23 protein-coding genes are annotated in these 23,755 nt (G+C 68.6%); 15 read left to right on the top strand and 8 right to left on the bottom strand.

What is annotated here, in order from left to right; genetic code table 11:
• The first annotated feature begins 3 nt into the window (after positions 1-3).
• The 4 genes from OHS03_RS05305 (at position 4) to OHS03_RS05290 (ending at position 3,717) form a co-directional block, all read left to right on the top strand.
• Complete coding sequence (locus OHS03_RS05305) at positions 4-552, top strand: TetR/AcrR family transcriptional regulator (RefSeq protein ID WP_328661219.1); 549 nt, start codon at positions 4-6, stop codon at positions 550-552.
• Positions 553-659: 107 nt separating this feature from the next.
• A complete protein-coding gene (locus tag OHS03_RS05300) occupies positions 660-2,075 on the top strand; it encodes a serine hydrolase domain-containing protein (protein WP_328661216.1) in 1,416 nt (471 codons plus the stop codon).
• On the top strand, positions 2,072-3,052 hold the full coding sequence (locus OHS03_RS05295) for a sensor histidine kinase (protein WP_328661214.1): 981 nt from the start codon (positions 2,072-2,074) through the stop codon (positions 3,050-3,052). The genes OHS03_RS05300 and OHS03_RS05295 overlap by 4 nt, the downstream gene beginning before the upstream one ends.
• Positions 3,049-3,717, top strand: coding sequence for a response regulator (locus tag OHS03_RS05290; RefSeq protein WP_328661212.1), 669 nt, complete (start codon positions 3,049-3,051; stop codon positions 3,715-3,717). The genes OHS03_RS05295 and OHS03_RS05290 overlap by 4 nt, the downstream gene beginning before the upstream one ends.
• Positions 3,718-3,724: 7 nt before the next feature.
• Here the strand turns inward: OHS03_RS05290 and OHS03_RS05285 are convergent, their stop codons facing one another.
• The 4 genes from OHS03_RS05285 to OHS03_RS05270 are packed head-to-tail and all read right to left on the bottom strand — an operon-like array spanning position 3,725 to position 8,717.
• Positions 3,725-5,152, bottom strand: a complete 1,428-nt coding sequence (locus OHS03_RS05285) for a GntP family permease (protein WP_328661209.1) — start codon at positions 5,150-5,152, stop codon at positions 3,725-3,727.
• Between the two features lie 11 nt (positions 5,153-5,163).
• On the bottom strand, positions 5,164-5,805 hold the full coding sequence (locus OHS03_RS05280) for a bifunctional 4-hydroxy-2-oxoglutarate aldolase/2-dehydro-3-deoxy-phosphogluconate aldolase (protein WP_328661207.1): 642 nt from the start codon (positions 5,803-5,805) through the stop codon (positions 5,164-5,166).
• Complete coding sequence (locus OHS03_RS05275) at positions 5,802-7,415, bottom strand: N-acyl-D-amino-acid deacylase family protein (RefSeq protein ID WP_328661205.1); 1,614 nt, start codon at positions 7,413-7,415, stop codon at positions 5,802-5,804. Before OHS03_RS05275 ends, OHS03_RS05280 begins: the two co-directional genes overlap by 4 nt.
• 9 nt (positions 7,416-7,424) lie before the next feature.
• Positions 7,425-8,717 (bottom strand): type III PLP-dependent enzyme domain-containing protein, encoded by a 1,293-nt coding sequence (locus OHS03_RS05270; RefSeq protein WP_442942370.1) that lies wholly within the window; start codon positions 8,715-8,717, stop codon positions 7,425-7,427.
• A 157-nt stretch (positions 8,718-8,874) separates the two neighbouring features.
• Here OHS03_RS05270 and OHS03_RS05265 point away from each other — a divergent pair, with 157 nt between their 5' ends.
• The 4 genes from OHS03_RS05265 (at position 8,875) to OHS03_RS05250 (ending at position 11,362) form a co-directional block, all read left to right on the top strand.
• On the top strand, positions 8,875-9,909 hold the full coding sequence (locus OHS03_RS05265; protein WP_328661202.1) for a sugar kinase: 1,035 nt from the start codon (positions 8,875-8,877) through the stop codon (positions 9,907-9,909).
• Positions 9,906-10,676, top strand: a complete 771-nt coding sequence (locus tag OHS03_RS05260) for an IclR family transcriptional regulator (protein ID WP_328661200.1) — start codon at positions 9,906-9,908, stop codon at positions 10,674-10,676. The genes OHS03_RS05265 and OHS03_RS05260 overlap by 4 nt, the downstream gene beginning before the upstream one ends.
• A 5-nt stretch (positions 10,677-10,681) precedes the next feature.
• Entirely contained in the window at positions 10,682-11,089 is a 408-nt protein-coding gene (locus OHS03_RS05255) for a RidA family protein (RefSeq protein WP_328661198.1), read from the top strand.
• Between the two features lie 105 nt (positions 11,090-11,194).
• The gene (locus OHS03_RS05250; protein WP_165610252.1) at positions 11,195-11,362 is read left to right on the top strand and encodes a hypothetical protein; all 168 of its coding nucleotides are present in this window, start codon (positions 11,195-11,197) and stop codon (positions 11,360-11,362) included.
• 3 nt (positions 11,363-11,365) lie between these two features.
• Here the strand turns inward: OHS03_RS05250 and ppc are convergent, their stop codons facing one another.
• The 4 genes from ppc to OHS03_RS05230 all read right to left on the bottom strand — a co-directional run bounded on the left by ppc (position 11,366) and on the right by OHS03_RS05230 (position 16,380).
• Positions 11,366-14,137 (bottom strand): phosphoenolpyruvate carboxylase, encoded by a 2,772-nt coding sequence (ppc, locus tag OHS03_RS05245; RefSeq protein WP_328661196.1) that lies wholly within the window; start codon positions 14,135-14,137, stop codon positions 11,366-11,368.
• A gap of 66 nt (positions 14,138-14,203) precedes the next feature.
• Positions 14,204-14,626: a VOC family protein gene (locus OHS03_RS05240; protein ID WP_328661194.1), complete on the bottom strand. Its 423-nt coding sequence runs from the start codon at positions 14,624-14,626 to the stop codon at positions 14,204-14,206.
• A 74-nt stretch (positions 14,627-14,700) separates the two neighbouring features.
• Positions 14,701-15,258: a sugar O-acetyltransferase gene (locus OHS03_RS05235; RefSeq protein ID WP_328661192.1), complete on the bottom strand. Its 558-nt coding sequence runs from the start codon at positions 15,256-15,258 to the stop codon at positions 14,701-14,703.
• A gap of 54 nt (positions 15,259-15,312) precedes the next feature.
• Complete coding sequence (locus OHS03_RS05230) at positions 15,313-16,380, bottom strand: ABC transporter substrate-binding protein (protein ID WP_328661189.1); 1,068 nt, start codon at positions 16,378-16,380, stop codon at positions 15,313-15,315.
• Between the two features lie 83 nt (positions 16,381-16,463).
• Here OHS03_RS05230 and OHS03_RS05225 point away from each other — a divergent pair, with 83 nt between their 5' ends.
• The 7 genes from OHS03_RS05225 to OHS03_RS05195 all read left to right on the top strand — a co-directional run bounded on the left by OHS03_RS05225 (position 16,464) and on the right by OHS03_RS05195 (position 23,748).
• Positions 16,464-17,495 carry a FecCD family ABC transporter permease gene (locus OHS03_RS05225; protein ID WP_328661187.1) on the top strand — a complete coding sequence of 344 codons (1,032 nt, stop codon included), beginning with the start codon at positions 16,464-16,466 and terminating at the stop codon, positions 17,493-17,495.
• The gene (locus OHS03_RS05220; RefSeq protein WP_328661185.1) at positions 17,492-18,574 is read left to right on the top strand and encodes a FecCD family ABC transporter permease; all 1,083 of its coding nucleotides are present in this window, start codon (positions 17,492-17,494) and stop codon (positions 18,572-18,574) included. The genes OHS03_RS05225 and OHS03_RS05220 overlap by 4 nt, the downstream gene beginning before the upstream one ends.
• Positions 18,574-19,383, top strand: coding sequence for an ABC transporter ATP-binding protein (locus tag OHS03_RS05215; protein WP_328661184.1), 810 nt, complete (start codon positions 18,574-18,576; stop codon positions 19,381-19,383). The genes OHS03_RS05220 and OHS03_RS05215 overlap by 1 nt, the downstream gene beginning before the upstream one ends.
• A 16-nt stretch (positions 19,384-19,399) precedes the next feature.
• Positions 19,400-20,041: a TetR/AcrR family transcriptional regulator gene (locus tag OHS03_RS05210; protein ID WP_056824405.1), complete on the top strand. Its 642-nt coding sequence runs from the start codon at positions 19,400-19,402 to the stop codon at positions 20,039-20,041.
• Between the two features lie 79 nt (positions 20,042-20,120).
• Positions 20,121-21,500 carry a lipase family protein gene (locus OHS03_RS05205; protein ID WP_328661181.1) on the top strand — a complete coding sequence of 460 codons (1,380 nt, stop codon included), beginning with the start codon at positions 20,121-20,123 and terminating at the stop codon, positions 21,498-21,500.
• A 95-nt stretch (positions 21,501-21,595) separates the two neighbouring features.
• Entirely contained in the window at positions 21,596-22,222 is a 627-nt protein-coding gene (locus OHS03_RS05200; protein WP_328661179.1) for an AF_1327 family membrane protein, read from the top strand.
• A complete protein-coding gene (locus tag OHS03_RS05195) occupies positions 22,219-23,748 on the top strand; it encodes a hypothetical protein (protein WP_328661178.1) in 1,530 nt (509 codons plus the stop codon). The genes OHS03_RS05200 and OHS03_RS05195 overlap by 4 nt, the downstream gene beginning before the upstream one ends.
• Positions 23,749-23,755: the final 7 nt, after the last annotated feature.

Raw genomic sequence — 23,755 nt, 5'->3', positions numbered from 1 at the left:
CACGTGTCTACCAAACGCGAACAGGTCCTCGACGCCGCTATCGAGGTACTGGGCACCGGCGGGTCGCGTGCGCTGACGCACCGCGCGGTCGACCGGGCCGCCGACCTGCCGCCGGGTTCGACATCGAACTATTTCCGTACTCGCGAGGCCCTGCTCTGCGGTCTCGCCGAACGCCTCGAGCAACGCGATCACACCGACTGGGAGACGCTGAACCGCGCACTCGGCCCCGCAACCGTCGAGCACCTCATCGACGGTCTCGCCCTGTTCGTCACTCATGCGACCACCACCGACCGCATCCGCACCCAGGCACGCCTGGCCCTGTTCGGCGAGTCGCAGACGATGCCCGCGCTCTCCGAATCACTGCATCGCGGGCACCAGCGCCTGCGGGCCTGGGCGGTCGAGATGGCCGCTGCTGTCGGTGTGGCCGCGACCGATGCCGGCATCCTCGTCGACTATCTCGACGGCGCGGTCGTCCACCGGCTGACCGGCGCGGAGGACGGCAAGGACCCCCGCGAAGCGTTCGCCCGGCTCACCCGCGCGCTACTCGACTGATCCACGCCGACCGGTCCATCTCGCACGGAGATTCCCGACTTTCGTCTAGGTGGATGGTCGCCGTTCGTCGGATTCGATCCCGGCGCACCGTTTCTAACGTTTCGGCTATGCATCGTGTACTGGTCACGGCCGTCCTCCTTGTCGGCCTCGTCGTTCCCTCGAGCGCGGCGGCCGCGCCCACACCGCCCGAGTTCTCGCCTGCTGCGATCGACGCCTATCTGGCGGAGGCGATGGATTCGACCGGGCTGCCGGGAGTCTCGGTGGTGGTCACCCATGGCGACACCGTCGTGCACGCCACCGGCGCGGGTCGGAATTCGCGCGGGGAGCCGATCACCGCGGACTCGCCGATGCGGATCGCTTCGCTGAGCAAGTCGATCACCGCGACCGCGGTGATGATGCTCGTCGACGACGGGCGGCTCGCGCTGGACGCGCCGGTGGTCGAGCAGCTACCCGAGTTCCGGATGGCCGATGCCCGGGCGGAGCGGATCACCTTGCGGCACTTGCTGAATCAGACCTCGGGACTGTCGGATCGGACGGTGGACATCGGCGCCACCGACACGGCGCGGTCACTCACCGAGTACGTTGCCACCTTGCGCACCGGCGAGCTGGGAGCCGAGCCGGGCAGCCGGTGGGCCTACTGCAATGTCAACTACGACATCGCGGCACGACTGGTGGAAGTGGCAAGCGGCCGCAGCTTCGGCGACTTTCTGCGGGAGCGGGTCTTCGGCCCGCTGGGGATGACCGCCAGCGGCACCGACGCCGACCTACCCGCACCGCCTGCCGGCTTCAATTCACTGTTCGGGCAGTGGATCGCGCGACCCGATCTCCTCGGATTCGAAGGCGGCGGAGCGGGTTCGGTCATCACAACGGCAGCGGATATGGGCCGCTGGCTGATCAGCAATACCGGCAACGGCCCGCAACTCGTCACCGCGCAGAGCCTGACGACGATGCACACGCCGGTTCTGCACCGATATGGAATGGGTTGGGGTACAGAGGAAGAGGGCGAACTGCTCGTCCATTCCGGAAACCTGTTCACCTACAACGCCGCGCAGGCGATCGACCCGGACAGCGGATACGGCTTCGCGGTGCTGACCAACAGCGCCGGACTCGCCGAAGATACCTACCCGATCATGCTCGGCCTGGCCGCGATGAGCCGTGGCGAGACGCCGGAAGTGCCCGGGCACAACCGACTGTGGACCGAGTCCGCGTTCGCGGCGACCGCGGTGGCCGCACTCGGACTCGGTGTACTGGGCGCGGTCCGGGCGCGACGGTGGGCGCGCGCCAGGCGCGGGACGTCGATCTGGTGGGTCGGCGCACGGCTGTTGCCCGCCCTGACTCCGGTCCTGCTGTTCGCCGGTTTTCCCGCGGTCATCTCGATCATCATGAACGGGCGAACAGTCACCTGGGCGCAACTGAGCTACTACGCGCCGCTGCCGATCGCGGCGGGCGTTGCCGCCGTAGCCGGGCTGGTCACCGTGGTGGCTCGGCTGTCTCGGCTGCGATCGGTAAGGTCGGGCGAATGAGGAACGCGGCCGCGCTGGTGCTGCTCGCCGGAGCAGCCCAGGTCAACGGGCTGTTCCTCGACGATCTTCCGCTGTGGCGGCAGGCGCTGTATCCCGTGCTCGGCGTGCTCGCGTATCTCCACGGACGACGGCTGCCGTTCCCCCACGAGTGGACGGTGCTCGGCGCGCTCGGTGCGCCGGGGGCGGTGCTCACTCTGGTCGACTTCTCCCTCGGCAGCGGTGTGCTCGGATCGTTCGTTCTCGCCTGCGCGCTGCCGTGGTCGGCGGGCCGGTTCCGGCGTCAGCAGGCCGAGCTGTTGGCGGCCGGCGCCGAGCGCGTGACCCATCTAGAGCAGGAGCAGCGGCTGATCGGCGAGCGCGCCGAGCTGCGCGAACGCACCCGGATCGCCGCCGATATCCACGACAGCCTCGGCCACGATCTGGCGCTGATCGCCTTGCGCGCCGGTGCGCTGGAACTGGCGGGTGACCTGTCCGAGCAGAACCAGCAGGCGGCGGCCGAGCTGCGAGCCTTCGCGGCGACGGCCACCGATCGGCTTCGCGAGACGATCGGGGTGCTGCGTCGGGCAGGCCCGATCGAGCCGCACATCGGACACGTCACCACGGTCGTCGACAGTGCCCGCAGCGCCGGAATGGTCGTCACGACACAGGGTTTCGACGGGTCAGCGCTGCCGCCACTCGTCGAGCGGACGGTGGCCTACATCGTGCGCGAGTCGCTGACGAACGCCGTGCGCCATGCACCCGGCGCCGAGGTGGTGATTCGCGTGGAGCGCACGGCGACACTGGTCGAGGTGACGATCGGCAACCAGCTGTCGCACGCGGCGGTGGACAGTCCGTGGAGTGCGCGGACCGGAGTCGGCCTCGCAGGTCTGCGTGAACGAGCGCACTCACTGGACGGAACATTGCACGCGGACGCCGAGAACGACCGGTTCGTTGTCCGCGCGCGGATCCCGCTCGACCGGAACAGGGGAACTCGATGACGATCCGAGTGCTGCTCGCCGACGACGAACCGTTGATCCGCGCCGGAGTCAAGGCCGTCCTGGCGACGGACCCGGACGTCGAGGTGATCGCCGAGGCAGCAGACGGCCGCGAAGCGGTCGAGCTGGCCCGCCGCCACCGGCCCGACATCGCGCTCCTCGATATCCGGATGCCCCGGCTGGACGGACTCGCCGCCGCCGCCGAACTGCGTGCCACCCTGCCGTCGGTGGCGGTGGTCCTGCTGACGACCTTCGACGAGGACGACTATGTCGACGCGGCGATGACCCACGGCGTCGACGGATTCCTGCTCAAAGCCTCGGACCCGCGTGAACTGATCCTCGGTGTCCGCGCCGTGGCCGACGGCGCGGCCTACCTGTCTCCGCGCATCGCCCAGAAGGTCATCGCCCGATTCGACGGCACCGCACCGACCGACACCGTGGCCCGAGGGCGCGTCGACGCGCTGACCGACCGCGAACGCGAGGTCCTCGCACTTCTCGGGTGCGGGCTGTCCAACGCTGACATCGGCCGCTCGCTGTTCCTCGCGGAGGCGACCGTGAAGTTCCATGTGAGCGCGATTCTGCGCCGCCTCGCCCTGGACAACCGCGTGCAGGCCGCGATCCTGGCATACGAAGCCGGGCTGACCCGTGGGGACAGCCCGGCTCGGTGAGCAGTGGTCAGACGATCGAGAACAGCAAGGCCGCGACCGCGAAACTCACCACGGACAGAATGGTTTCCAGGACCGTCCAGGTCTGCAGCGTCTGTTTGACGGTCATGTTGAAGTACTTCGCGATGATCCAGAAGCCACCGTCGTTCACGTGGCTGAGGATGATCGAGCCCGCCGCGATCGCCATGGCGATCAACGCGATCGACATCTGCGAGTAGCCCTGCTCGGCGACCAGCGGGGCGACGATGCCGCCCGTGGTGACGATGGCGACCGTCGCCGAACCCTGCGCGATCCGCAGTCCGCAGCTGATCAGGTAGGCGAGCACGATGATCGGCAGACCGGCCGCCGACATCGTGTCGGCCAGCGCCGTGCCGATGCCGGTGGCCGAGATGACCCTGCCGAAGAAGGCGCCCGCACCGACCACCAGCAGCACCATGCCGACCGGTTTGAGCGATTCGGCGGTGATGGTGCTCAGTTCCTGCACCGTCGAACCACGCCGGATCCCGAGCAGATAGAACGCGACGAGCACGGTGATGAGCAGTGCGACCGCGGGGGTACCGAAGAAGGTGAGCACCTGCAGCAGCGCCGAATCCGTGTCGAGGAGCTGGTAGCCGAAGGTGGCGCCAAGGATCAAGACCAGCGGGATCGCGATGATGGAACCGATCAACCCGACCGAGGGCGGCGCCTTCGTGATCACCGCGGTCCCGCCCGAACCTTCAGCCGGCTCCGGCTCGGGCTCCAAGCGCACGAACTCCTCCGGCACCGAAACCTGTACGCGCTGACCGATATAGGAGCCCCAGACGATGCCCGCGGCGAGGAAACCCGGGATGCCGCAGACGAAGCCCATGAGGATCAGCCAGCCCAGGCTCACCCCGAGCAGCCCGCCGAGCGCGACGGGACCGGGGTGCGGCGGCAGGAACGCGTGCGTCATCGACAGACCCGCGAGCATCGGCATGGCGTAGAGGACCAGCGATCGCCCACCGCGCTTGGCCGCGACATAGACCAGCGGCGCGAGCACGAAGATGCCGATATCGAAGAACACGGGGATGCCGAAGATGAGTCCGAGCAGGCCCATCGCGACGGGAGCGCCCTTCTCACCGAACATCTTCAGCAGCTTGTCGGTGAGAACGTCGGCGCCACCGGATCTTTCGAGGATCGCGCCGAGTACGGTGCCCAGACCGATGATCACCGCGATGTGGCCGAGGATGCCACCGAAGCCTGTTTCCAGCAGGGACTCACCGGCTTTCAGCGGTGTTCCGACGATCTGGGAGATCGGTAGTCCGGCGGCCAGCGCCAGCAGAAGTCCGGTCAACAGTAGCGCGATGAACGGCTCCAGTTTGACCTTGATGATGGCGATGAGTAGCACAGCGATCGCGAGACCGCACAGCACCAGCAACCCGGGGGTGGTGGTGCGCAACCAGTCGATGGTGGCGCCCATGGAAGAACCTCTCAATCAAGCGAATGAACGAAATGCGCGGCTTTGGAGCCGATGTGGGACCAGCGCGCCGCCTCGACGTCGGACGGGGCCACCACTTCGGTGCCCGCGGTGACGGCGATCGCGCCCGCTCGGAGGAAGTCGCGGGCGTTGTGGGAATCGACGCCGCCGGAGGGGATCAGGAACATGTGCGGAAACGGGCCGAGTAGATCTTTGACGTACTGCGGGCCGAGCGTGCGTGCCGGGAAGATCTTCACCGCGGCTGCCCCCATCTCCGCCGCGGCGAGGACCTCCGACGGCGTGAACGCACCCATGATCACCGGAATCGAGTGCGCTACAGCCACTTCCGCGACCTCCGGGCGCAGCGCGGGTGTCACCAGGAACCGGGCACCGACCTCGATGGCCGCTTCGGCCTGCTCGCGGGTGGTCACGGTGCCGACACCGATCACGGCGTCGGTGACCGCGGTGGCCCTGCTGATCGCGTCGAGCACACCGAGGGTGGTGAAGGTCAGTTCGACCGCCCGCAACCCGGCGCCCGCGAGCGCGGCGGCGAGCGCGGCCGGATCGGGGATGTCAGGAGCACGGACCACCGTGAGGGCCCGGTCCGCGCGGATCACGTCCATGGCCTCCGACGACGAGCTGAGCATCGGGTTCATCGCGTTTCCTCCTTCGTGGTGTCCAGACGCAGGGCGCGTCCGGCGCGCAGGCCCGTCGCGGTGCCGTTCTCCAGCGCGAATTCGCCGTTGACCAGCACGTGCTCGATACCGCGCGCCTGCTGTTGGGGGTGGTCGAAGGTCGCCGTGTCGTGGATCGTCGCCGGATCGAAGACGACGAGGTCGGCGGCGTAACCGGCCCGGATCAGGCCACGCTCGGCCAGGCGCAGTCGCGCGGCCGGTCGGCCGGTGAGGTGGTGCACGCAGTCCTCGAGACCGAGAACGCCCAGTTCCCGGACGTAGCGCGACAGGTAGCGCGGAAAGGTGCCCCAGGCGCGTGGGTGTGGTCGGGCGCCGACGAGCAGACCGTCGCTGCCGCCCATGTGGCCGGGGTCGACCATGATGGCGCGCACGTTCTCCTCGTGGCCGACGTGCTGCAGGATCGTGGTGGCGAGCTGGTCGCGGCGCAGCAGGTCGAAGAACACGTCCACCGGGGCGATGCCGCGCTCGGCCGCGATCTCGGCGACCGTGCGGCCCACCATGTCCGACAGCGCGTCGTCGCCGACGCCGCTGACCTGGATGGTCTCCCATTCGACGGTGACACCGTGGCAGCCGTCCGAGCCGTTGACGTCGACATCGGCGGTGATCCTGGCGCGCTCGGCCGGATCGTCGAGTCGAGCCAGTGCGGCGTCGGGGCCGCCCGACATCGCCCAGCTGGGCAGTAACGCCGACAGGGTGGTCGAGCCGGGCAGATAGGGATAGGTGTCGAGGGTGATGTCGCAGCCGTCGGCGCGGGCCGCGGCCAGCATCGCGAGGAATTCCGGTGCGCGGCCGCGGTTCACGCCGAAGTTCATGGTGGCGTGGGTCAGGTGTAGCGCGCAGCCGGTGGCCTTCGCCAGGCCGATCATCTCCGCGTAGGCCTCGAGCGCGCCCGCGCCGTAGGAGCGGGTGTGCGGTGCGTAGAAGCCGCCGTAGAAGGCGACCACCGCGCACAGCGCGGCGAGTTCGCCTGTGTCGGCATACATTCCGGGCGTGTAGGTGAGCCCGCTGGACATACCGACCGCGCCCTGGTCGAAGCCCTCGGCCAGCAGCGCGCACATCCGATCGATCTCGGCGGTGGTGGCGACACGCTGTTCGCTGCCGACCACGAGCATGCGCAGGGTGCCCTGCGGGACGAGGTAGGCGGCGTTGGGCGTGATGCCCTGGTCGAGGCGGTCCAGGTATTGCGCGACGGTGCGCCAGCTGAAATCGAAGTCCGCCGGGTTGCCGTTCCAGCCCGCGATCTGCTTGCGCACCACCGCGAGCGTGGCCTCGTCGATGGGCGCGTAGGACAGCCCGTCCTGGCCGATCACCTCGGTGGTGACCCCCTGGGTGATCTTCGGGAAGTGGTCGGGATGGGTGAGCAGATACAGGTCGGAATGCGCGTGCATGTCGATGAATCCGGGCGTGAGGACCGAACCAGGTCGCACCGCGACGACTCTCGCGTCGGCGTCGATGGTGCCCGGTGGCGCGATCTCGGCGATGCGGCCCTCGCGGACCAGCACGTCGCCGCGGGTGCGTGGGGCGCCGGTGCCGTCGACGATGTCGATGTCACGGAAGAGCGAGTGCGTCATGGTCATCCGTCAGAAGTAGGTGCGGATCAGGTCGACCACGCGCGGGTCGGGCGCGTCGGCGCTGTCGATCACCGGGATGCGGCGCCACTTGTCGAACGCGGTGCAGGGGTGCGAGAGGCCGAGCCGCACGACGGAGCCGACCGGCAGATCGGCCGGATCCGCGCCGGGCATGCGCAGGAAGGTGTGCTGATCGTTCAGCGCGGTGACCACCGCGTTCGGCGGGAGCGTGCCGCCGATGACCTGCTGGGGCACCGGCAGGCCTTCATCGAAGGGGAAATCGCGTTTGCCGCCGTCGAGCAGGGCCAGTTCCGGTTCGGGTCGCGAGACCACCCGAGCCCAGCCGTGCATCGCCGAACGCAGGCCGGGTTCCTTCGCGGGCGCGGCGAGCGGGGAGATCCCCGCGTAGAAGCCGTCGTCGTGCACGAGGTAGGCGCCGCTGCGCAGGACCACGGTGGTCGCCACGCCGCGCGCACCCTCGGGATCGTCCAGTCCGGCGAGTTCGTCGACCACGAGTTCGGGGTAGGCACTGCCGCCGGCGGTGACGACCGCCGAACCCGAATAGGCGCCCACCGCGGCGAGTTCGGTGTGCAGCGCGGCCAGTTCGCCGAGATAGCCACGCACCGCCGCCACGCCCTCGGTGCTGCGATCGTGCGCCAGCGCGCCCTCGTAGCCCGCGACACCGGCCAGGCTCAACCGCTCACTCGCGCCGACGGCGGCGGCGACCGCGCGCGCTTGGGCACGGGTGCGCGCGCCGGTGCGGCCGTGCGGTCCGCCCAGTTCGACCAGCACCCGCACGCGCGGCCCAGGGGCGGTATCGCGCAGGATCTTGTCCATCAGTTCGACGGTGGCGACGCCGTCTACCCAGCAGTACAACTCGAAGTCGGGATTCCGCGCCGATTCCGCTGCGGCCCAGGCCACTCCGACCGGGTCGATCAGCGTATTGGCGAGCATGATCCGGCCGACGCCGAACGAGCGCGCGAGCTGGGCCTGCCACGCGGTGGCCAGCGTGATCCCCCACGACCCGGCTACGAGCTGCTCGCGCCACAGCCGCGGCGCCATCGTCGTCTTGCCGTGCGGGGCGAGCGCGACGCCCGCGCCGGTGGTCCACTCGGCCATGAGGTCGCGGTTCGCCTCTAGCCTACCGCGATCGAGGGTGAGCAACGGCGTCTGCCACTGATCCAGACGCGGTGCGCCGTCGAGGTATTCGCGCACGGTGCTCCCCCACGCCGCGGGCGGCGCGCTCTTGTCCTGGGGTCCGAGCACCTCGTCGGCGAGGGCGTCGACGACGTCGTTGTCGATGATCACAGCATCCCTTTCTCCTCGACCGAACCCGGGGTGGCGGCTCGATCGATCATGTCGGATCAACATTGCGTATTATGCAACGATGGTTGCGCTGAGTGTTTCTGCTCGTTATTGTGCATCCCGAGGGCAGTGACCGCAAGCACGAAAGGCGAACGAGGTGACCCAGGCAACAACCACTCGGCCCAGGGCGGTCACCGTCGGCGAGGGCCTGGCCGTGCTGATCGCGGGCGCGGGGCCCCTGGAACAGTCCGCGCGGTTCGAGCGCGGAGCGGGCGGCGCGGAGGCCAATGTGGCCGTGGTGCTGGCCCAGCTCGACGTGTCGGCGGCGTGGCTCTCACGGGTCGGCGACGACGGATTCGGGCGATACCTCGTTGCCGAACTCGGCGCGCAGGGGGTGGACGTCGAGTCGGTCGCCGTCGATCCGACGCGGCCGACCGGTCTCTACGTCAAGGAACGCGGTGCGGGCTCCGGCGCGGCCAACGACCTGGGCGCCGACGCCAGCCGGATGCACTACTACCGCACGGGTTCGGCCGCCAGCGCGCTGTCCACCGCCGACCTCGCGGCCCAGGCGTCGCTACTCGACAGCGCCGATCTCGTGCACTTCACCGGCATCACCCCGGCGCTGTCGGAGTCGGCGACCGAACTCACCCGCGCCCTGCTCGCCCGGCCACGGCACGGACTGGTCAGCTTCGACCTGAATTACCGTCCGGCGGTGTGGGGTTCGCGCATCGACGAGGCCGCCGACCAACTCGACGCGCACATTCGCGGCGCCGACGTGGCGTTCCTCGGCGCCGACGAGGCCGAGGAGATCTTCGGCACCGGCGACCCGGCCGCCTTGCGCGCGTTGTTCCCCGAGCCCGCCCAGCTGATCGTCAAGAACGACAAGCACACCGTCACCGGCTTCGACGGCGAGTTCTCGATCGAGGCGCCCGCGCTTTCCCTGGCGATCACCGAACGCATCGGCGCCGGTGACGCCTTCGCCGGCGGCTACCTCGCCGCCCTGCTGCACGGCGCGGACCTCCGCACGCGCCTGCGGTACGGCCATCTGTGCGCGGCGGCGGCGCTCACCGCGACCGGCGATGCGGCGAAACTGCCACCGCCGGAGGATATTCAGCGCCTCGCGCTGCTCCCGGACGATATCTGGGCCACGCTGCGCTATCCGGCGGCTCTGGATGAAACGATCAGCGCATGAGTCAAAGCGTGTCGCGGGCCCTGTCCATTCTCATCGCCCTCGGCGAGAGCTCGCAGTCCCTCGACGAGTTGGCAGTCCGGCTCGGCGTCCACAAGTCGACAGTGCTGCGGCTCCTGCAGACCATGCAGGCCGATCGGTTCGTCGTGCGCGACAACGCGCACCGCTATTCGCTCGGCACCCGGATGTTCGAATTGGCCAGTCGCGCATTGGAGAACCGTGATGTGCGCACCGTCGCCCGCCCGCACCTGAGCGCGCTGGGCGCGGCCACCGGGCAGACCGTGCACCTGGCCGCCTACGAATCCGGCGACGCTGTCTACATCGACAAGGTCGACGCCGAGCAGGCGGTGCGGATGTACTCGCGCATCGGCAGGCCCGCACCGCTGCACTGCACCGCCGTCGGCAAGGTGCTCGTCGCCGCGCTACCCCGCAACGAATGGCCCGCGGTGGCAGCGCGATTGGACTTCCACCCGTTCACCACCCGTACCCTGCGGACCCCCGAGCAGTATCTGGCCGAACTGAATCTCGTCGCGGCGCAGGGGTTCGCCGAAGATCACGAGGAACACGAGAGCTTCGTCAACTGCATCGGCGTCGGCGTGCGCGACGGGATCGGTTCCGTTGTCGCCGCCGTGTCGGTCTCGGTTCCCGATGTGCTGCTCGACCACGATCAAGTGCTGGCGCTGTTGCCGCAGGTCAGGGCGACGGCCGACGCCATCTCCACCGAACTCGGCTGGGACCCCCGCCGAGACGTCCCCGCGAGGAAAGGCTGAACCCCATGTCCGACAAGACCGCCGTGCGCACCTCCGACGCCCCGGCGCCCGCCCACACCTTCTCCCAGGGCGTGCGCAAGGGCCCGTTCGTTCAGGTGTCCGGTCAGGGCCCGGTGGATCCCGAGACCAACGAGTACCTGCACCAGGGCGATGTCGCCGCCCAGACCACCCGCACCCTGATGAACGTCAAGGCGATCATCGACGCCTCCGGCGCCACCTTCGACGACGTGCTGATGCTGCGGGTCTACCTCACCAAACGTGAGGACTTCGCGATCATGAACGAGGCGTACGGCGAGTTCGTCACCAAGCACACCAGCAACGGCGTACTGCCCTCGCGCACCACCGTTTTCACCGGCCTGCCCCGCGCGGAGATGCTGGTCGAGATCGACGCGATCGCCGTCGTAACCGACTGAGCCACGGCGATTCCCACCATGTCATGGACGCCGTCGGTGCGTGCGTGTTGTGATGGGGCGCCCCCACACGGGGGTGTTCACCCCGTTCTACCCGAGGATCAGCCTATGTTCGCCAAGTTCGCCCGCCCGCTCGCCGTTGCCGGCCTCGCCCTGTCCGTGACCGCGATCGGCGCCGGAACCGCCTCGGCCGCCCCCGCGCAGCCGGTCGTCGGCTCAGTGTCGATCTGCACCGGCATCCCGGTCGGACCGTTCACCATCAGCGTCTGCCTCTGAGTGTTATCCCGAGTTGCGCAGGGCGGTGGCCAGGCCGTTCATGGTGAGCAGGATGCCCCGCTTCACCAGTTCGGAATCGTCACCGCCGCGCAGCCGGGCCAGCAGGTCGACCTGGAGCTGATTCAGCGGCTCCAGGTAGGGGAAGCGGTTGTGGATCGATTCGGCCAGTGACGGGTTGTCGCTGAGGAGTTCGGTGTGGCCGGTGACCGCCAGGTACATGCGGATGGTGCGGGCGTGTTCGTCGGCGATCATGGCGAAGATGTCGGCGCGCAGGGTTTTGTCGGAGACGAGCTCGGCGTAGCGCGCGGCGATGTCGAGGTCGCTCTTGGCCATCACCTGGGCCAGGTTCGACAGCACGGTATTGAAGAACGGCCAGCGCTGATAGAGGTCGGTGAGTCGCGCGAGGCGGGCCGGGTCGTCGCCGACCCAGTCTTCGAGGGCGGTGCCGGTGCCGTACCAGCCGGGCAGCATGACCCTGGCCTGACTCCAGGCCATCACCCACGGGATGGCGCGCAGGTCCGAGACCGAGTTGGTGGGTTTGCGGGAGGCGGGCCGACTGCCGATATTGAGGTCGCCGACCTCGGCGACCGGAGTCGATTCGCGGAAGTACTCGACGAAGCCCGGGGTGTCGTGCACCAGGTTCGCGTAGGCGGCACGGGCGCGCGCGGCGAGGTCGTCGAGCAGTTCGTAGGCCGGTTCGGCGTCGTCGCCGAGGCCCTCCACATCCAGGAGCGTCGATTCGAGCGTGCCCGCGATCAGCGATTCCAGATTGCGATGTGCCGCACCGGATTCGGAATACTTCGCGGCGATCACCTCGCCCTGCTCGGTCAGTCGCAGCGATCCGCGCACCGCGCCCGCGGGCTGCGCCAGGATGGCGTCGTAGCTGCGGCCGCCACCGCGACCGACGGTGCCGCCGCGACCGTGGAACAGCCGCAACCGGATTCCCGCTTGCCTCGCCACCTCCACCAGGTCGAGTTCCGCGCGGTAGAGGGCCCAGTTCGCGGCGAGGTATCCGCCATCCTTGTTGGAATCGGAGTAGCCGAGCATCACTTCCTGGCGCATGCCCGCCGCCTCGACCAACTCGCGATAGACCGGAACCTCCAGCACCGCGGCCAGAGTCGCCGCGCCCGCGCTCAGGTCCTCGATGGTTTCGAAGAGCGGGACGATACCGACGGGGCAGCTGGGCGCGGTGTCGCCGCTACCCGGATCGAGAATGCCCGCTTCCTTGAGCAGCAACGCCGCTTCGAGCATGTCGCTGACCGAGGTGCACATGCTGATGATGTAGTTCGGGATGGCGGCGGCGCCGAAGGTATCGATGACCTCCTTGGCGGCGCCCAAGACCCCCAGCTCCTTGGTGGCGAGCTCGCTCAGCTGCGCGTTCGGCCCGAGAAGTGGTCGGCGCGTGCGCAATTCGGCGGCCAGCAACTCCACGCGCTCGGCCTCGGGCAAGCTCGGATAGTCGGGGTGCACACCCGACCACGCCAGCAGTTCGGTGACGACCTGTTCGTGCACCTCGGAGTTCTGACGCATGTCGAGACCCTGCAGATGGAAACCGAAGGTTTCGATGGCGTGGCGCAGGGCGGCGAGGCGGTCGTCGGCGAGCAGGCCGTCGCCGCTGGCGCGCATGGACTCATCGATCGCGTCGAGGTCGTCGAGGACGGCTTGGGGTGTCGGATACGGGTCCGCGCCGGCATCGAGGCCCTGCTCGGGCAGTTCGCCCAGTGCCAGCTCGGCGGTAGCGCTGAGCCGACCCCGAATCGCGTGCAGCGCGCGGCGATACGGTTCGTCGGCGAACAGGCCGGGGTCGGGATATCCCGCGGCCGAGAGCTCTGCGACCAGCGGCGACACCTGCACCAGACGAGCCGATTGCGACAGGGTCTTCTCGAGTTCGACCAGCTCGTCCAGGTACCGGCCGAAAACGTAGGCGGCGGCTTGTTCGGCTGCGGTGTGCACGACGTCCGCTGTGACGAACGGGTTTCCGTCGCGGTCGCCGCCGATCCACGATCCGGGCCGCAGGATCGGGCGTGGCAGGAGCTCCTTCCCGGGCCAGCGCGCCCGCAGCGCGGCCCGTACCTGCGCGTTGATCGCGGGGATCACGTCGTAGAGGGTCAGGTCGTAGTAGCGCAGCCCGACCGAGATCTCGTCCTGGATCCGCAAGCGCGCCAACCGGATCAGCGCCGTGCGCCACAGGGTGAGCACTTCGCGCCGGATCCGCAGTTCGGACTCTTCGAGACCGGACTCACCGGGTTCGAGGCGGCGACGAAGGCGCATGAGCTCGGTGATCTTGGACTGCACGTCGAAGACGGTGCGCCTGCGGGTTTCGGTCGGATGCGCCGTGATCACCGGGGAGACGAGCGCGTCGGTGAGCAGGTCGGCCACCACCGAACCGTCGAGTCCGGCCGCGTCGAGTTTGTCGTAGGTGGCGGCCAGCGAGGAATCCTGCGGCGGCTCACCCGCCGCCACGTGCGCGGCGCGGCGGCGATCACGTTGGATGTCCTCGGCCAGATTGGCCAGCAGCACGAAGTAGCTGAACGCCCGGATCAGCGGAATCGCGACCTCGGTGGGGGTGCCGTCGAGCATATCGGCGACGGCGCTGCGCTCGACCTCCTCGCGGCGCACCCGGAACGCCTCGATCCGGACGCGCTCGATCAGGTCGAACACCTCGGGACCCTCGTGGTCACGGATGGTGTCGCCCAGGATGCCGCCGAGGAAGCGGATGTCCTCGCGCAGCGGCCGGGTTGCTTCGGGTTCCATCTCGATTCGCGATTCGCCCATGGTCAGACAGTATTGCCGCGGGCCCGCGGGCGCGACCCGACGCCGCACCCGCCCCGCATGTCGCGCTCAGCCGCGGTGGCGGGCGGTGAAGCGGATCTGGTTGCCCCACGGGTCACGGAACGCGCAATCGCGGCCGTATTGCTGATTCACGATCTCCTGCGCGACCTCTGCCCCGGCGTCGCGAATCCGGGCGAAGGTGGCGTCGACGTCGTCGGTGGCGAAGATGATCGTGGATTGGGCGCCGCCATCGATGCGCGCCTGCGCGGCCGCCCGGTAGGCGGCGTCGGGGGCCATCTCCGGGACCTCGAGCACGAATTCCAGATTCTTCTGGTCGACCGGACCGACCGTCAGCCAGCGCGTGTTGTCGCCGAACGGCATGTCGGTGCGGACCTGAAGGCCGATCAGGTCGCGATAGAAGGTGAGAGCCTCGTCCTGGTTGCCCACGAGCAGCATGACGTGGGTGAGGGAGAGATCTTCGCCGTGGCGCATACGGTCTCCTCTGGTCGGGCACGGATGGGCGCGCCGACGTCGTCGGCGCCTGCCGTCCAGAGTAGCCAGCAAACCTAGAGTTGCCGGATCACCCGCGCCGGATTGCCCGCCGCGAACACCCGGTCCGGCAGGTCGCGGGTCACCACGCTGCCCGCGCCGACCACCACATCGTCCCCGAGCGTCACGCCGGGGCACACGATCACCCCGCCGCCGAACCACGCGTTGTCACCGATCCGGATCGGCGCTGCGGATTCCCAGCGCTGCCTGCGCTTTTCGTGATCCTCCATCGGATGCAGCGCGGTGAGCAGTTGGCAGCGCGGCCCGATCGAACAGTCGTTCCCGATGGTGATCGGCGCGCAATCGAGCAGGATCGCGTCGTAGTTGAGAAAGCTGTTCGCCCCGATCTCGATCAGGTAGCCGTAGTCGCACTGGAACCGCGGCATGATCCAGGACCCCTCCCCCAGCTTGCCGAGGAGATCGCCCAGCAACTCGGTCCGCCGCCCGGTCTCGTCGGGCCCGGTGCGGTTGAACTCGTCGCACAATCGTTGCGCCCGTTGCCGTTCGGCCACGAGTTCTGGATCGTTGTCCCGATACAGCTCCCCGGCCAGCATCCGCCGCTTCTGTTCGCCCACCCCGCCGAGTGTAGGGGTGGGCGAACAGGGCCCGAGTGCGCTGCGCGCGGCGATTTACTTCGCCGGGTCGACCCCGAAGGTCGTCGCGATGTCGTCGAGCACCGCGTGCGCGCCGGTGAGGCCGACCGAGGTCAGCCAGACCAGATCGTCGACCGGAGTGACCTTGCCCCGCAGCTGATTCCACAGCGGGTTGGCCGCGGCAGCCGCCTTGCGCTGGGCGGCGGCGTCCTCGCCGTTGCTGGTGAGGAAGATGTAGTCGGCGTCGGCGTCGAGGAGACGCTCCGGGCTCAGGGTGATCGAGAAGTCGTTCTTCGGATCGTCGGACTTGTCGAGCTGGTTCAGGCCGGTGTCGGCGAAGATGTCGCCGACGAAGCTGACCCGCTGCATCAGCCGGTCCTCCTTGGGCAGGAAGCGCAGCAGCGACACGGTGGGCGCGTTGCCGCCGTTCTTCTCCTTGATCGCCGCGCCGATCTTGGCGGCACGGTCCTGGTAGGCCGCGAGCTTGGCCTCGGCGAGATTCTCCTTGTCGACCGCCTTGGCGAGCAGCAGGAGATTTTCCTTCCAGGTGGCGCCGGTGGTCTGACTGAACACGACCGGGACCGTGCCCGATCCGAGCTTGATGCCCTTGAACTGCTCGTACTGCTTCTCGTGACGCACCTTCGCCGACACGATCAGATCCGGTCGGGCGCCTGCCAGCTTCTCGATATCGGGGGTCTGCAGATTGCCGATGTTCACCGCTCGCCCGCCGCAGGTCTGGGCGGCCGCGCCGAGGAACGCGGGCAACTTCTCGCCCATGGACTGGTACGTCGTGTACGCGACCACTTCGGTGTTCAGCACCAGCGCGGCGTCGACGAACGTCTGGTCGAGAGCGGCGATCCGGACCGGCCGGGTGGTGATGGTGGCCGGGTCCACCACCGTGCCGACATTCGTTCCAGCCTTGTCCTTGACCGCCCCTGCCTCGATGGTCCGCGGGTAGGCCCCGCCGTCGAGGTTGCTCGCGGTATCGCAATCGCTACCGGCGGCGCCGGTGGCCGACCGGTCCTGGCCACACGCGGACAGGCTCAGTACGGCGGCGGCGACTGCCGCGGCGGCGGCGAGCCGACGGCTCAGTGGGGTCTTCATCGAGGTCTCCCGAGTGGTTCAGAGTTCTTTAGGGTTGCTAACCTAGCGAAGCCTTACCTAATTACCAACTATGAAGAGGGATAGTGCCCGCATCGCCGCCCGGAGTCGTGTTCGCCAACACGCGGACTCGCCGGTTGCTACTCATCGCCGGACTCTTGGCCGCGGTCTTCGCGGCCGTTCTGCTCAGTTTGGCCATCGGTTCGAAATTCATTGCTCCCCTTGATGTTCTGCACGCGCTCGGCGGCACGACCGACACCGAGACCGGCGCCATCGTCAACGGCCTTCGCCTGCCGCGCACCCTGCTCGGCGTCCTCGCCGGTCTCGCGCTCGGCATCGCGGGGGCGGTGATCCAGGGGCACACCAGAAACCCCCTGGCCGATCCGGCGCTGCTCGGTATCACCCAGGGTGCGGCTCTCGGCATCGTCCTCGCGGTGATGATCGGCGGCATCTCGAGCCTGTTCGGTTACGTGTGGTTCGGCTTCGCCGGTGCGCTGATCGCCACCATCACCGTGTTCGTCATCGGCGCGACGGGCCGAGGCGGACCCACGCCGGTGACCCTCGCCTTGGCCGGCGCCGCCGTCAGCTACCTGTTGCAGGGCCTGATCTCGGCGGTGGTGCTGTTCGACACCGACGTCACCGACATCTATCGCTTCTGGAAGGCCGGTTCGCTGGTCGGGTCCGACCTCGACGTACTCGGCAAGGCGACACCGTTCGTCCTCGTCGGGATCGTCCTCGCCCTGGCCAACACCTCCGCGCTCAACGCGCTCGGCCTCGGCGAGGACACTGCCCGCGCCCTCGGCCATCGCGTCTTCCTGGCGCGCAGTGTCGGCATCGGCGCGATCGTGCTGTTGACCGGTGCGGTCGTGGCGATCGCCGGGCCGTTGGGCTTCGTCGGGCTCGTCGTTCCGCACCTGGCGCGGGGCATCACCGGGCCCGACTACCGCTGGCTGGTGCCCGTCGCCGGGCTGCTCGGCGTGGTCATGGTGCTGGTCGCCGACATCGCGGGACGGCTGGTCCTGGACAAGGGCGAACTGCCCGCGGGCATCATGCTCGCCTTCGTCGGCGTCCCGTTCTTCATCGTGCTGGTCCGCCGCCGAAAGCTGGTGAGCATATGAGTACGGTCCGGGCGGTCCGGCTGGGACCGGTGTCATGGCAACTGCGACTACGCACGACGGCGGTCCTGTTGCTCGGACTCGCGATACTCGCCGCGGGGGCCTGCGTCGCGCTCGCGCTGGGCACCTACACGATGCCCGACGGAGGCCCGGTCACGCCGTGGGACGTGCTCGCGGTGCTCACCGGTGGCGGCGACGACGGCCTCGCCTATGTGGTGTGGGATCTGCGGCTGCCCCGGATTCTCACCGGCGCGCTGGTCGGCGCGGCACTCGCGTTGTCCGGCGCGATCACCCAGGGTATCGCCCGGAACCCGTTGTCCAGTCCCGATATTCTCGGCGTCACCGCGGGCTCTAGCGTGGCCGCGGTCGCGGTGATCGCCCTGTCCGGCAGCCGCGGCCAGATCAGCGGCGCCGCCGCCGAGATCGGGGTGCCCGTGGCGTCGATGCTGGGCGGATTGCTCGCCGCGCTGTGCGTTTTCGTGCTGGCCTGGCGAGGCGGGATCGAAGGCTATCGGCTCGTGCTCGTCGGTCTCGGCGCCGGTTCACTGCTCTCGAGCGTGACCTTCTGGCTGCTCAGCGTCGGCGACGTCGATGTCGCGACGCGAGCGGTGACCTGGCTGACCGGCAGCCTCAACGGCAGCAGCTGGATTCAGGTGACACCGGTGGCGATCGCCCTGGCCGTGCTGGTGCCGGTGGTGCTCGCGGGCACCCACCTGCTCGGCGCGCTGCACTTCGGCGACGACACCGCCCGCTCGCTCGGCGTGCGGCTCAACGCCGCCCGCCTGGCGCTGCTGGTCCTGGCGGTGCTGCTCGCCGGAGTCGCCACCGCCTCGGCGGGCGCCATCATCTTCATCGCGCTCGCGGTGCCGCAGGTGGCGCTGCGCCTGACCGGTTCGGCGCAACCCCCGCTGCTCACCTCGGTGGTGCTCGGCGCGGCCTTCACCGTCGCGGCCGATCTCGTCGCCCGCACCCTGCTGCCCGCAGGCGAACTCCCCGTCGGGGTGATCACCGCAGTCCTCGGCGCGCCCTATCTGATCTATCTGTTGATGCGGCGCAACCGTGCCGGGAAAGCGGGCGCGTGATGACCGTTCGGCTACAGGCCAGCGAGCTGACCCTCGGCTACGGACCGACCACCGTCGTCGACGGTCTCGACCTGGATATCACCGGTGGCACCGTCACCGCGGTGATCGGACCCAACGGATGCGGCAAATCCACGCTTCTGCGCGCGATGGCGCGGCTGATGCGCCCCACCGGTGGCCACGTCCAGCTGGACGGCAAGCGGATCGACCGCATGTCGACCAAGGAAGTGGCGCGCGTGCTCGGCATCCTGCCCCAATCACCGCTCGCCCCCGAAGGTCTCACCGTCGCCGACCTGGTCGCGCGCGGCAGACATCCGCACCAGCGCTGGTACCGCCAGTGGTCCGACGACGACGAATCCGCCATCAACGAAGCCCTGACCTGGACCGACATGGTCGAGTTCGCCGATCGCTCACTCGACGAGTTGTCCGGCGGGCAACGCCAACGCGCCTGGATCTCGATGGCGCTGGCCCAGAACACCGACCTGCTGCTGCTCGACGAACCCACGACCTTCCTCGACCTCGCCCACCAGATCGAGGTGCTCGACCTGGTCCGGCGCCTGCACGCCGAAGCGGGCCGGACGGTGGTGATGGTGCTGCACGACTTGAATCTGGCGGCGCGCTACGCCCATCGGCTGGTCGCGATGCGCGCGGGCCGGGTGGTTGCCGCGGGAACGCCGGCCGAAGTTCTCACCGAGGAAGTGGTGGCGGAGGTCTTCGGGCTGCGCGCGAAGGTGATCGAGGACCCGGTCACCGGGACCCCGCTGGTGGTCCCGATCGGACCCGTCGACACCGATATCTCGCCCGAACGCTGAACAGTAGGGTCATGGGGTGACATCTGGGCGGACACGACACAACTACACCGGCACCTCGGTGGCCGAACGACAGGTCGAGCGCCGAGCGCTGTTCATCGACGCGGGACTGACCGTGTTCGCGGAGAAGTCGTACGCCAACAGTTCGCTGACCGATGTGTGCGCGGTCGCGGGGTTGTCGCGTCGGCAGTTCTACGAACAGTTCGCCGGGCGCGAGGAACTGCTCGTCGCGGTGTACGACGCCGTGCAGGACAAGGCCGGGGCGGCGGTGGCCGAGGCACTGGCGGCGGCGGAATCCGACGATGTGCGCGCACTCATCGATGCGGCGGTGCGGGCGTACGCGAAGGCGATCACCGACGATATCCGTTGTGCCAAAGTCGCTTTCGTCGACATCGTCGGGGTGAGTCCCGAGATCGAGAAGTATCGGGCGCAGGTCAGGGATCGATGGGGCGAGGTGGTCGCCGCGATCGCGGCCGGGCGCGACGGGGTACGGATGCCGCCCGGCGGATGGCGGGTGCCGATGGCGGCGTTCATCGGCGCCGTGAACGGCGCCGTGCACCAATGGAGCCTGGACGACCCTCGACCGCCCGTCGACGAGCTGGTCGATGTCTTCTCCACCATCCTGAACAGCCTGATCTCGGCGGCACCCGCCGGCAGCTGATTGCGATCCACGCCACACTCATGTCATAGTTGCCGCAATTGAGACGAAGGAGTCTCAATAGATGTGAGGACTGTGCGCGATGAGATCTCCCTTCGTTCAGCGATGGCTCGCCCTTGCCACCGGCTTGCTCGCGGCGGCAACAGTGGTGACAGCCGGGCCGGTTTCGGCCGAGCCGGCCGCCCCGCCGCCCCCGCCGGTGATTCCGCTGCCGCCCGAATTGGATCCGGGCTTCTACCTGCCGCCCGCCGACGTCGTGGCGGCGACGGCGCCGGGCGCGATCATCGCGGTCCGACAGGTTCGGATCGCCGATTTCGGCCTGCTGCCGATCGATGTCGACGCCTGGCAGGTGTCCTACCGATCCAACAACAGCCGTGACGAGGCGATCCCCGCGGTCGCCACCCTGATCAAACCGCGCGGGCAGGCGCCCTCGCCGCGCAAGCTGCTGTCGGTGCAGCTGGCTGAGGACTCGACCGCGGGCTACTGCGCGCCGTCCTATGCGCTGCAACATCTTTCGGTGGCCGCGGTGGCGGGCCAGATCGTGGTGCCCGCCGAATTCCTGTTCGCGCAAGCGGCGCTGTCGCAGGGCTGGGCCGTGGTCGTCCCGGACCATCAGGGTCCGAACTCGGCCTACGCGGCCGGACCGCTGGCAGGCCGGATCACCCTCGACGGCATTCGCGCGGCGACCGGCTTCGCCCCGCTCGAGACGGGACCGACCGCGCCGGTGGGGCTCTACGGCTACTCCGGCGGTTCCATCGCGACCGGCCATGCCGCCGAACTGCGCAGCACCTACGCACCCGAACTGAACATCGTCGGCGCGGCCGAAGGCGGCGTCGGCGCCGATCTCAGTGCCGCGCTGAGCATGGCGAACAACCAGCTCACCTCGGGTCTCGTCTTCGCCGCCGTTCTCGGGCTCACCCGCGAGTACCCCGATTTCGCCGCCTATCTCGACGAGCGGCTCGACCCACTCGGCAAAGCGCTGACCGCGATCAAATCCCCACTGTGCGTGCAGTATCAGTCGGCACTGCTGCCGTTCCTGAATCTGACCGGCATGATCGGCTCCGACGGCAATCCCCTCGATGATCCGCCGGTCGCGGCCATGATCGCCGACACCCGCATGGGCAAGTCGGTCCCCGATATGCCGCTGTTCCTCTGGCATTCCGCCTGGGACGAGATCCTGCCGCTCGCCGCCACCGACACCCTGGTCGACACCTACTGCCGTACTCCGAACACGTCGCTGACCTACACCCGTGACCATGCCAGCGAACACATCGTCGCGGAAGTGGTCGGCGGTCCGGCCGCGCTGATCTGGCTCCGCGACCGCCTCGACGGCGTTGCGGCCCCCACCGGCTGCACCATCTCCGATGCGGGCACCATGGCCGCCACCCCTGGCGCCCTGGATTTCCTCGGCGACTCGCTCGCCGCGAAGTTCGCTTCCCTGTTCGGCATGCCGCTCGGGTAGCCGCTGACTCGTCAACTCGGCGATACACATTGACGTTTGATGTTGATTTGTATCATACTCGCCGAGTTCGTCGATCATGAGCAGGAGGTGCCCCGTTGACCGACAACGCCCGGGCCGCGCTGGAGATTCTTCGCGATGCGAGCCAGTTCAAGTGGTATGTCATTCCGCTGTTGCTGTTGGTCATCTACCTCTACGCGGTCGAGGTCGAGCGGCGTAATTGGAATGTGCTGTTCGCCGGGCTCGCGCTGTGGGGCATGGACTGGTTCAACGAGATCTGGAACGCGCTGGTCTTCCACTTCACCGAGCGGGCGCCGGTCTGGGCGGCGAGCGGACCGACGGCCTATCAGATCCTGATCGGGCTGAATATCGAGATCTGCTTCATGTTCGCGATCATGGGAATCGCGGCGGCGAAGATGTTGCCGCCCAAGGAGACCCGGATCTTCGGGTTGCCGAACCGACCGGTGCTCGTCGCGATCAACTCGATCGCGGCGGTGGGTGTGGAGGTGCTGCTGAACAAGGCGGGGGTCCTCACCTGGGATTGGTCGTGGTGGCAGCCGAGCTTCCCATTCCTGATCTGGATCATCGGGTACGTGCCGTTCTTCGCGGTGTGCTTCTTCGTGCACGATCTGGCGAGCGTGCGAAGCAAGGCGCTCGTGGTCGGCACGATCTTCGGGATCGACGCGATCGCCCTCATCGGTTTCGGCGCGGCGGGGTGGCTGTGAGGCGCGGGCTCCGGCGTTCCGCGTTGATCGCGGCGGCCGGACTGGTATTCGCCGGGGTGACAACACAATCGGCGGCTGTCGCCGATCCGGCGTGTCTGCCGGTGGGTACCGTCGGCACGCCGGAAGTGACAGTCGACGAATCCACCGCCGGACTGGCGGCTTTCACCTCGGCGACGGTCGCGCTCCCCGAGCAGGTGCACTTGCGCACCACCACCGAGTCGTTCAACCGGCGCTGGACGTTCGCCGCCCGCGACGGTCAGGTCTACATGAAAGAGGCTGCCGCTCTCGGTGGTTGGCGCACCGTCGCGCTGCCGGGCTGTCTGGCAGGCACGATCGCCGGTGTCTCTGCCGACGACGACGAAGTGATGATGATCGACCGCGACGGCCGGTTCATCACGATGGATCACGCGCTCAGCGCCCCCGCGGCGTGGAATTGGAGCAGCCGCTACGGCACTCCGCTGTGGACCGGCCCCGGCAACACCTTGCCGCCCGGCGCGTCTACCTGGTCGTGGTCGGTGCTCTCGCCCAACGAAGATCACCGGTGGACCGATACCGCGGGCAACGAGCATCCGGTCGGTGGCGCGAAGGTGTCGCATGTGTTCGCGCTGACCCATGGCGGTCAGCGGATCCAGTACGTCGACCCGTGGTTGCCGGTGGATCACAGCTACGAGATGGGCACTCCGCTCGGTGGGCGGTTCCAGGCCGTCGCGTTGTCCACCAGTGCGTCGACTTCGATGGTGGTCAACCGGTTCGGCGACTTCTACACGCGCCTCTACGATTTCGACATCTCCGGCGCGGACAAGGTCTTCTTCCGCTACTCCTACGAAGACCAGCGGGGCCTGCCCGAAGCGCCGGACATGCTCTCCGAGCGCATCGACCCCCGCTTCGCGGCCATCCAGTTGCCCGCACCGGACTGGATCGCGCAGCCGAAGGTGCCCGGCGAGATCACCGACCGCATCTCCGTTCACCGGACCGGGCCCGGCTCGGCGGCGCGGGAGTTGCGCGTCGAAGGTCGCGCCGGTGGCAGGACCGGGTTCTGGCACAAGACGCTCACCGACGAGTCGTGGACCTTCGTCGCCACCGATCAACCGCTATCCGGTGCGGTGCTGGAGAACTCGCCGGTGAACCGCGCACAGGAGACGCTCGGTCCCGTGTCGCCCTACGACTACCAGGGCGTCTCGTCCCAGGGGCGGACCGCGCGGATCCAGTCCTTCGATCCGGCTGTCTCCCCCACACCGCTGCGGCTCGAATTCGGTGACGGGAGCGGGCTCGACATCGTGCTGCACACCGTCGACGGCTTACGGCAGACGCCGCAGCAGCCCGGGATCACCGGTCAGCCGCGGTTCTTCGATGGGACCGTCGAGGTGTCGCAGGAACTGCTGGCCACGTTGGATACGCAGCCGCCCGCCGTCCGTGATTTCGTGCGGAACACGTTGGGTGGGCACAGGTTCACCGATACCTCGGTCGATGTCACCGACGCGCGGTTCCATCTGGCCCTGACGGATCTCACCCTGAATCGGCGCTGAGCACACC

Origin of the sequence: Nocardia salmonicida (genome assembly GCF_036142455.1) — a bacterium.
GTDB classification, from domain to species: Bacteria; Actinomycetota; Actinomycetes; order Mycobacteriales; family Mycobacteriaceae; genus Nocardia; species Nocardia salmonicida.
The sequence above is the reverse complement of the archived record's forward strand: the minus strand, read 5'-3'. Positions and strand labels throughout refer to the sequence as shown.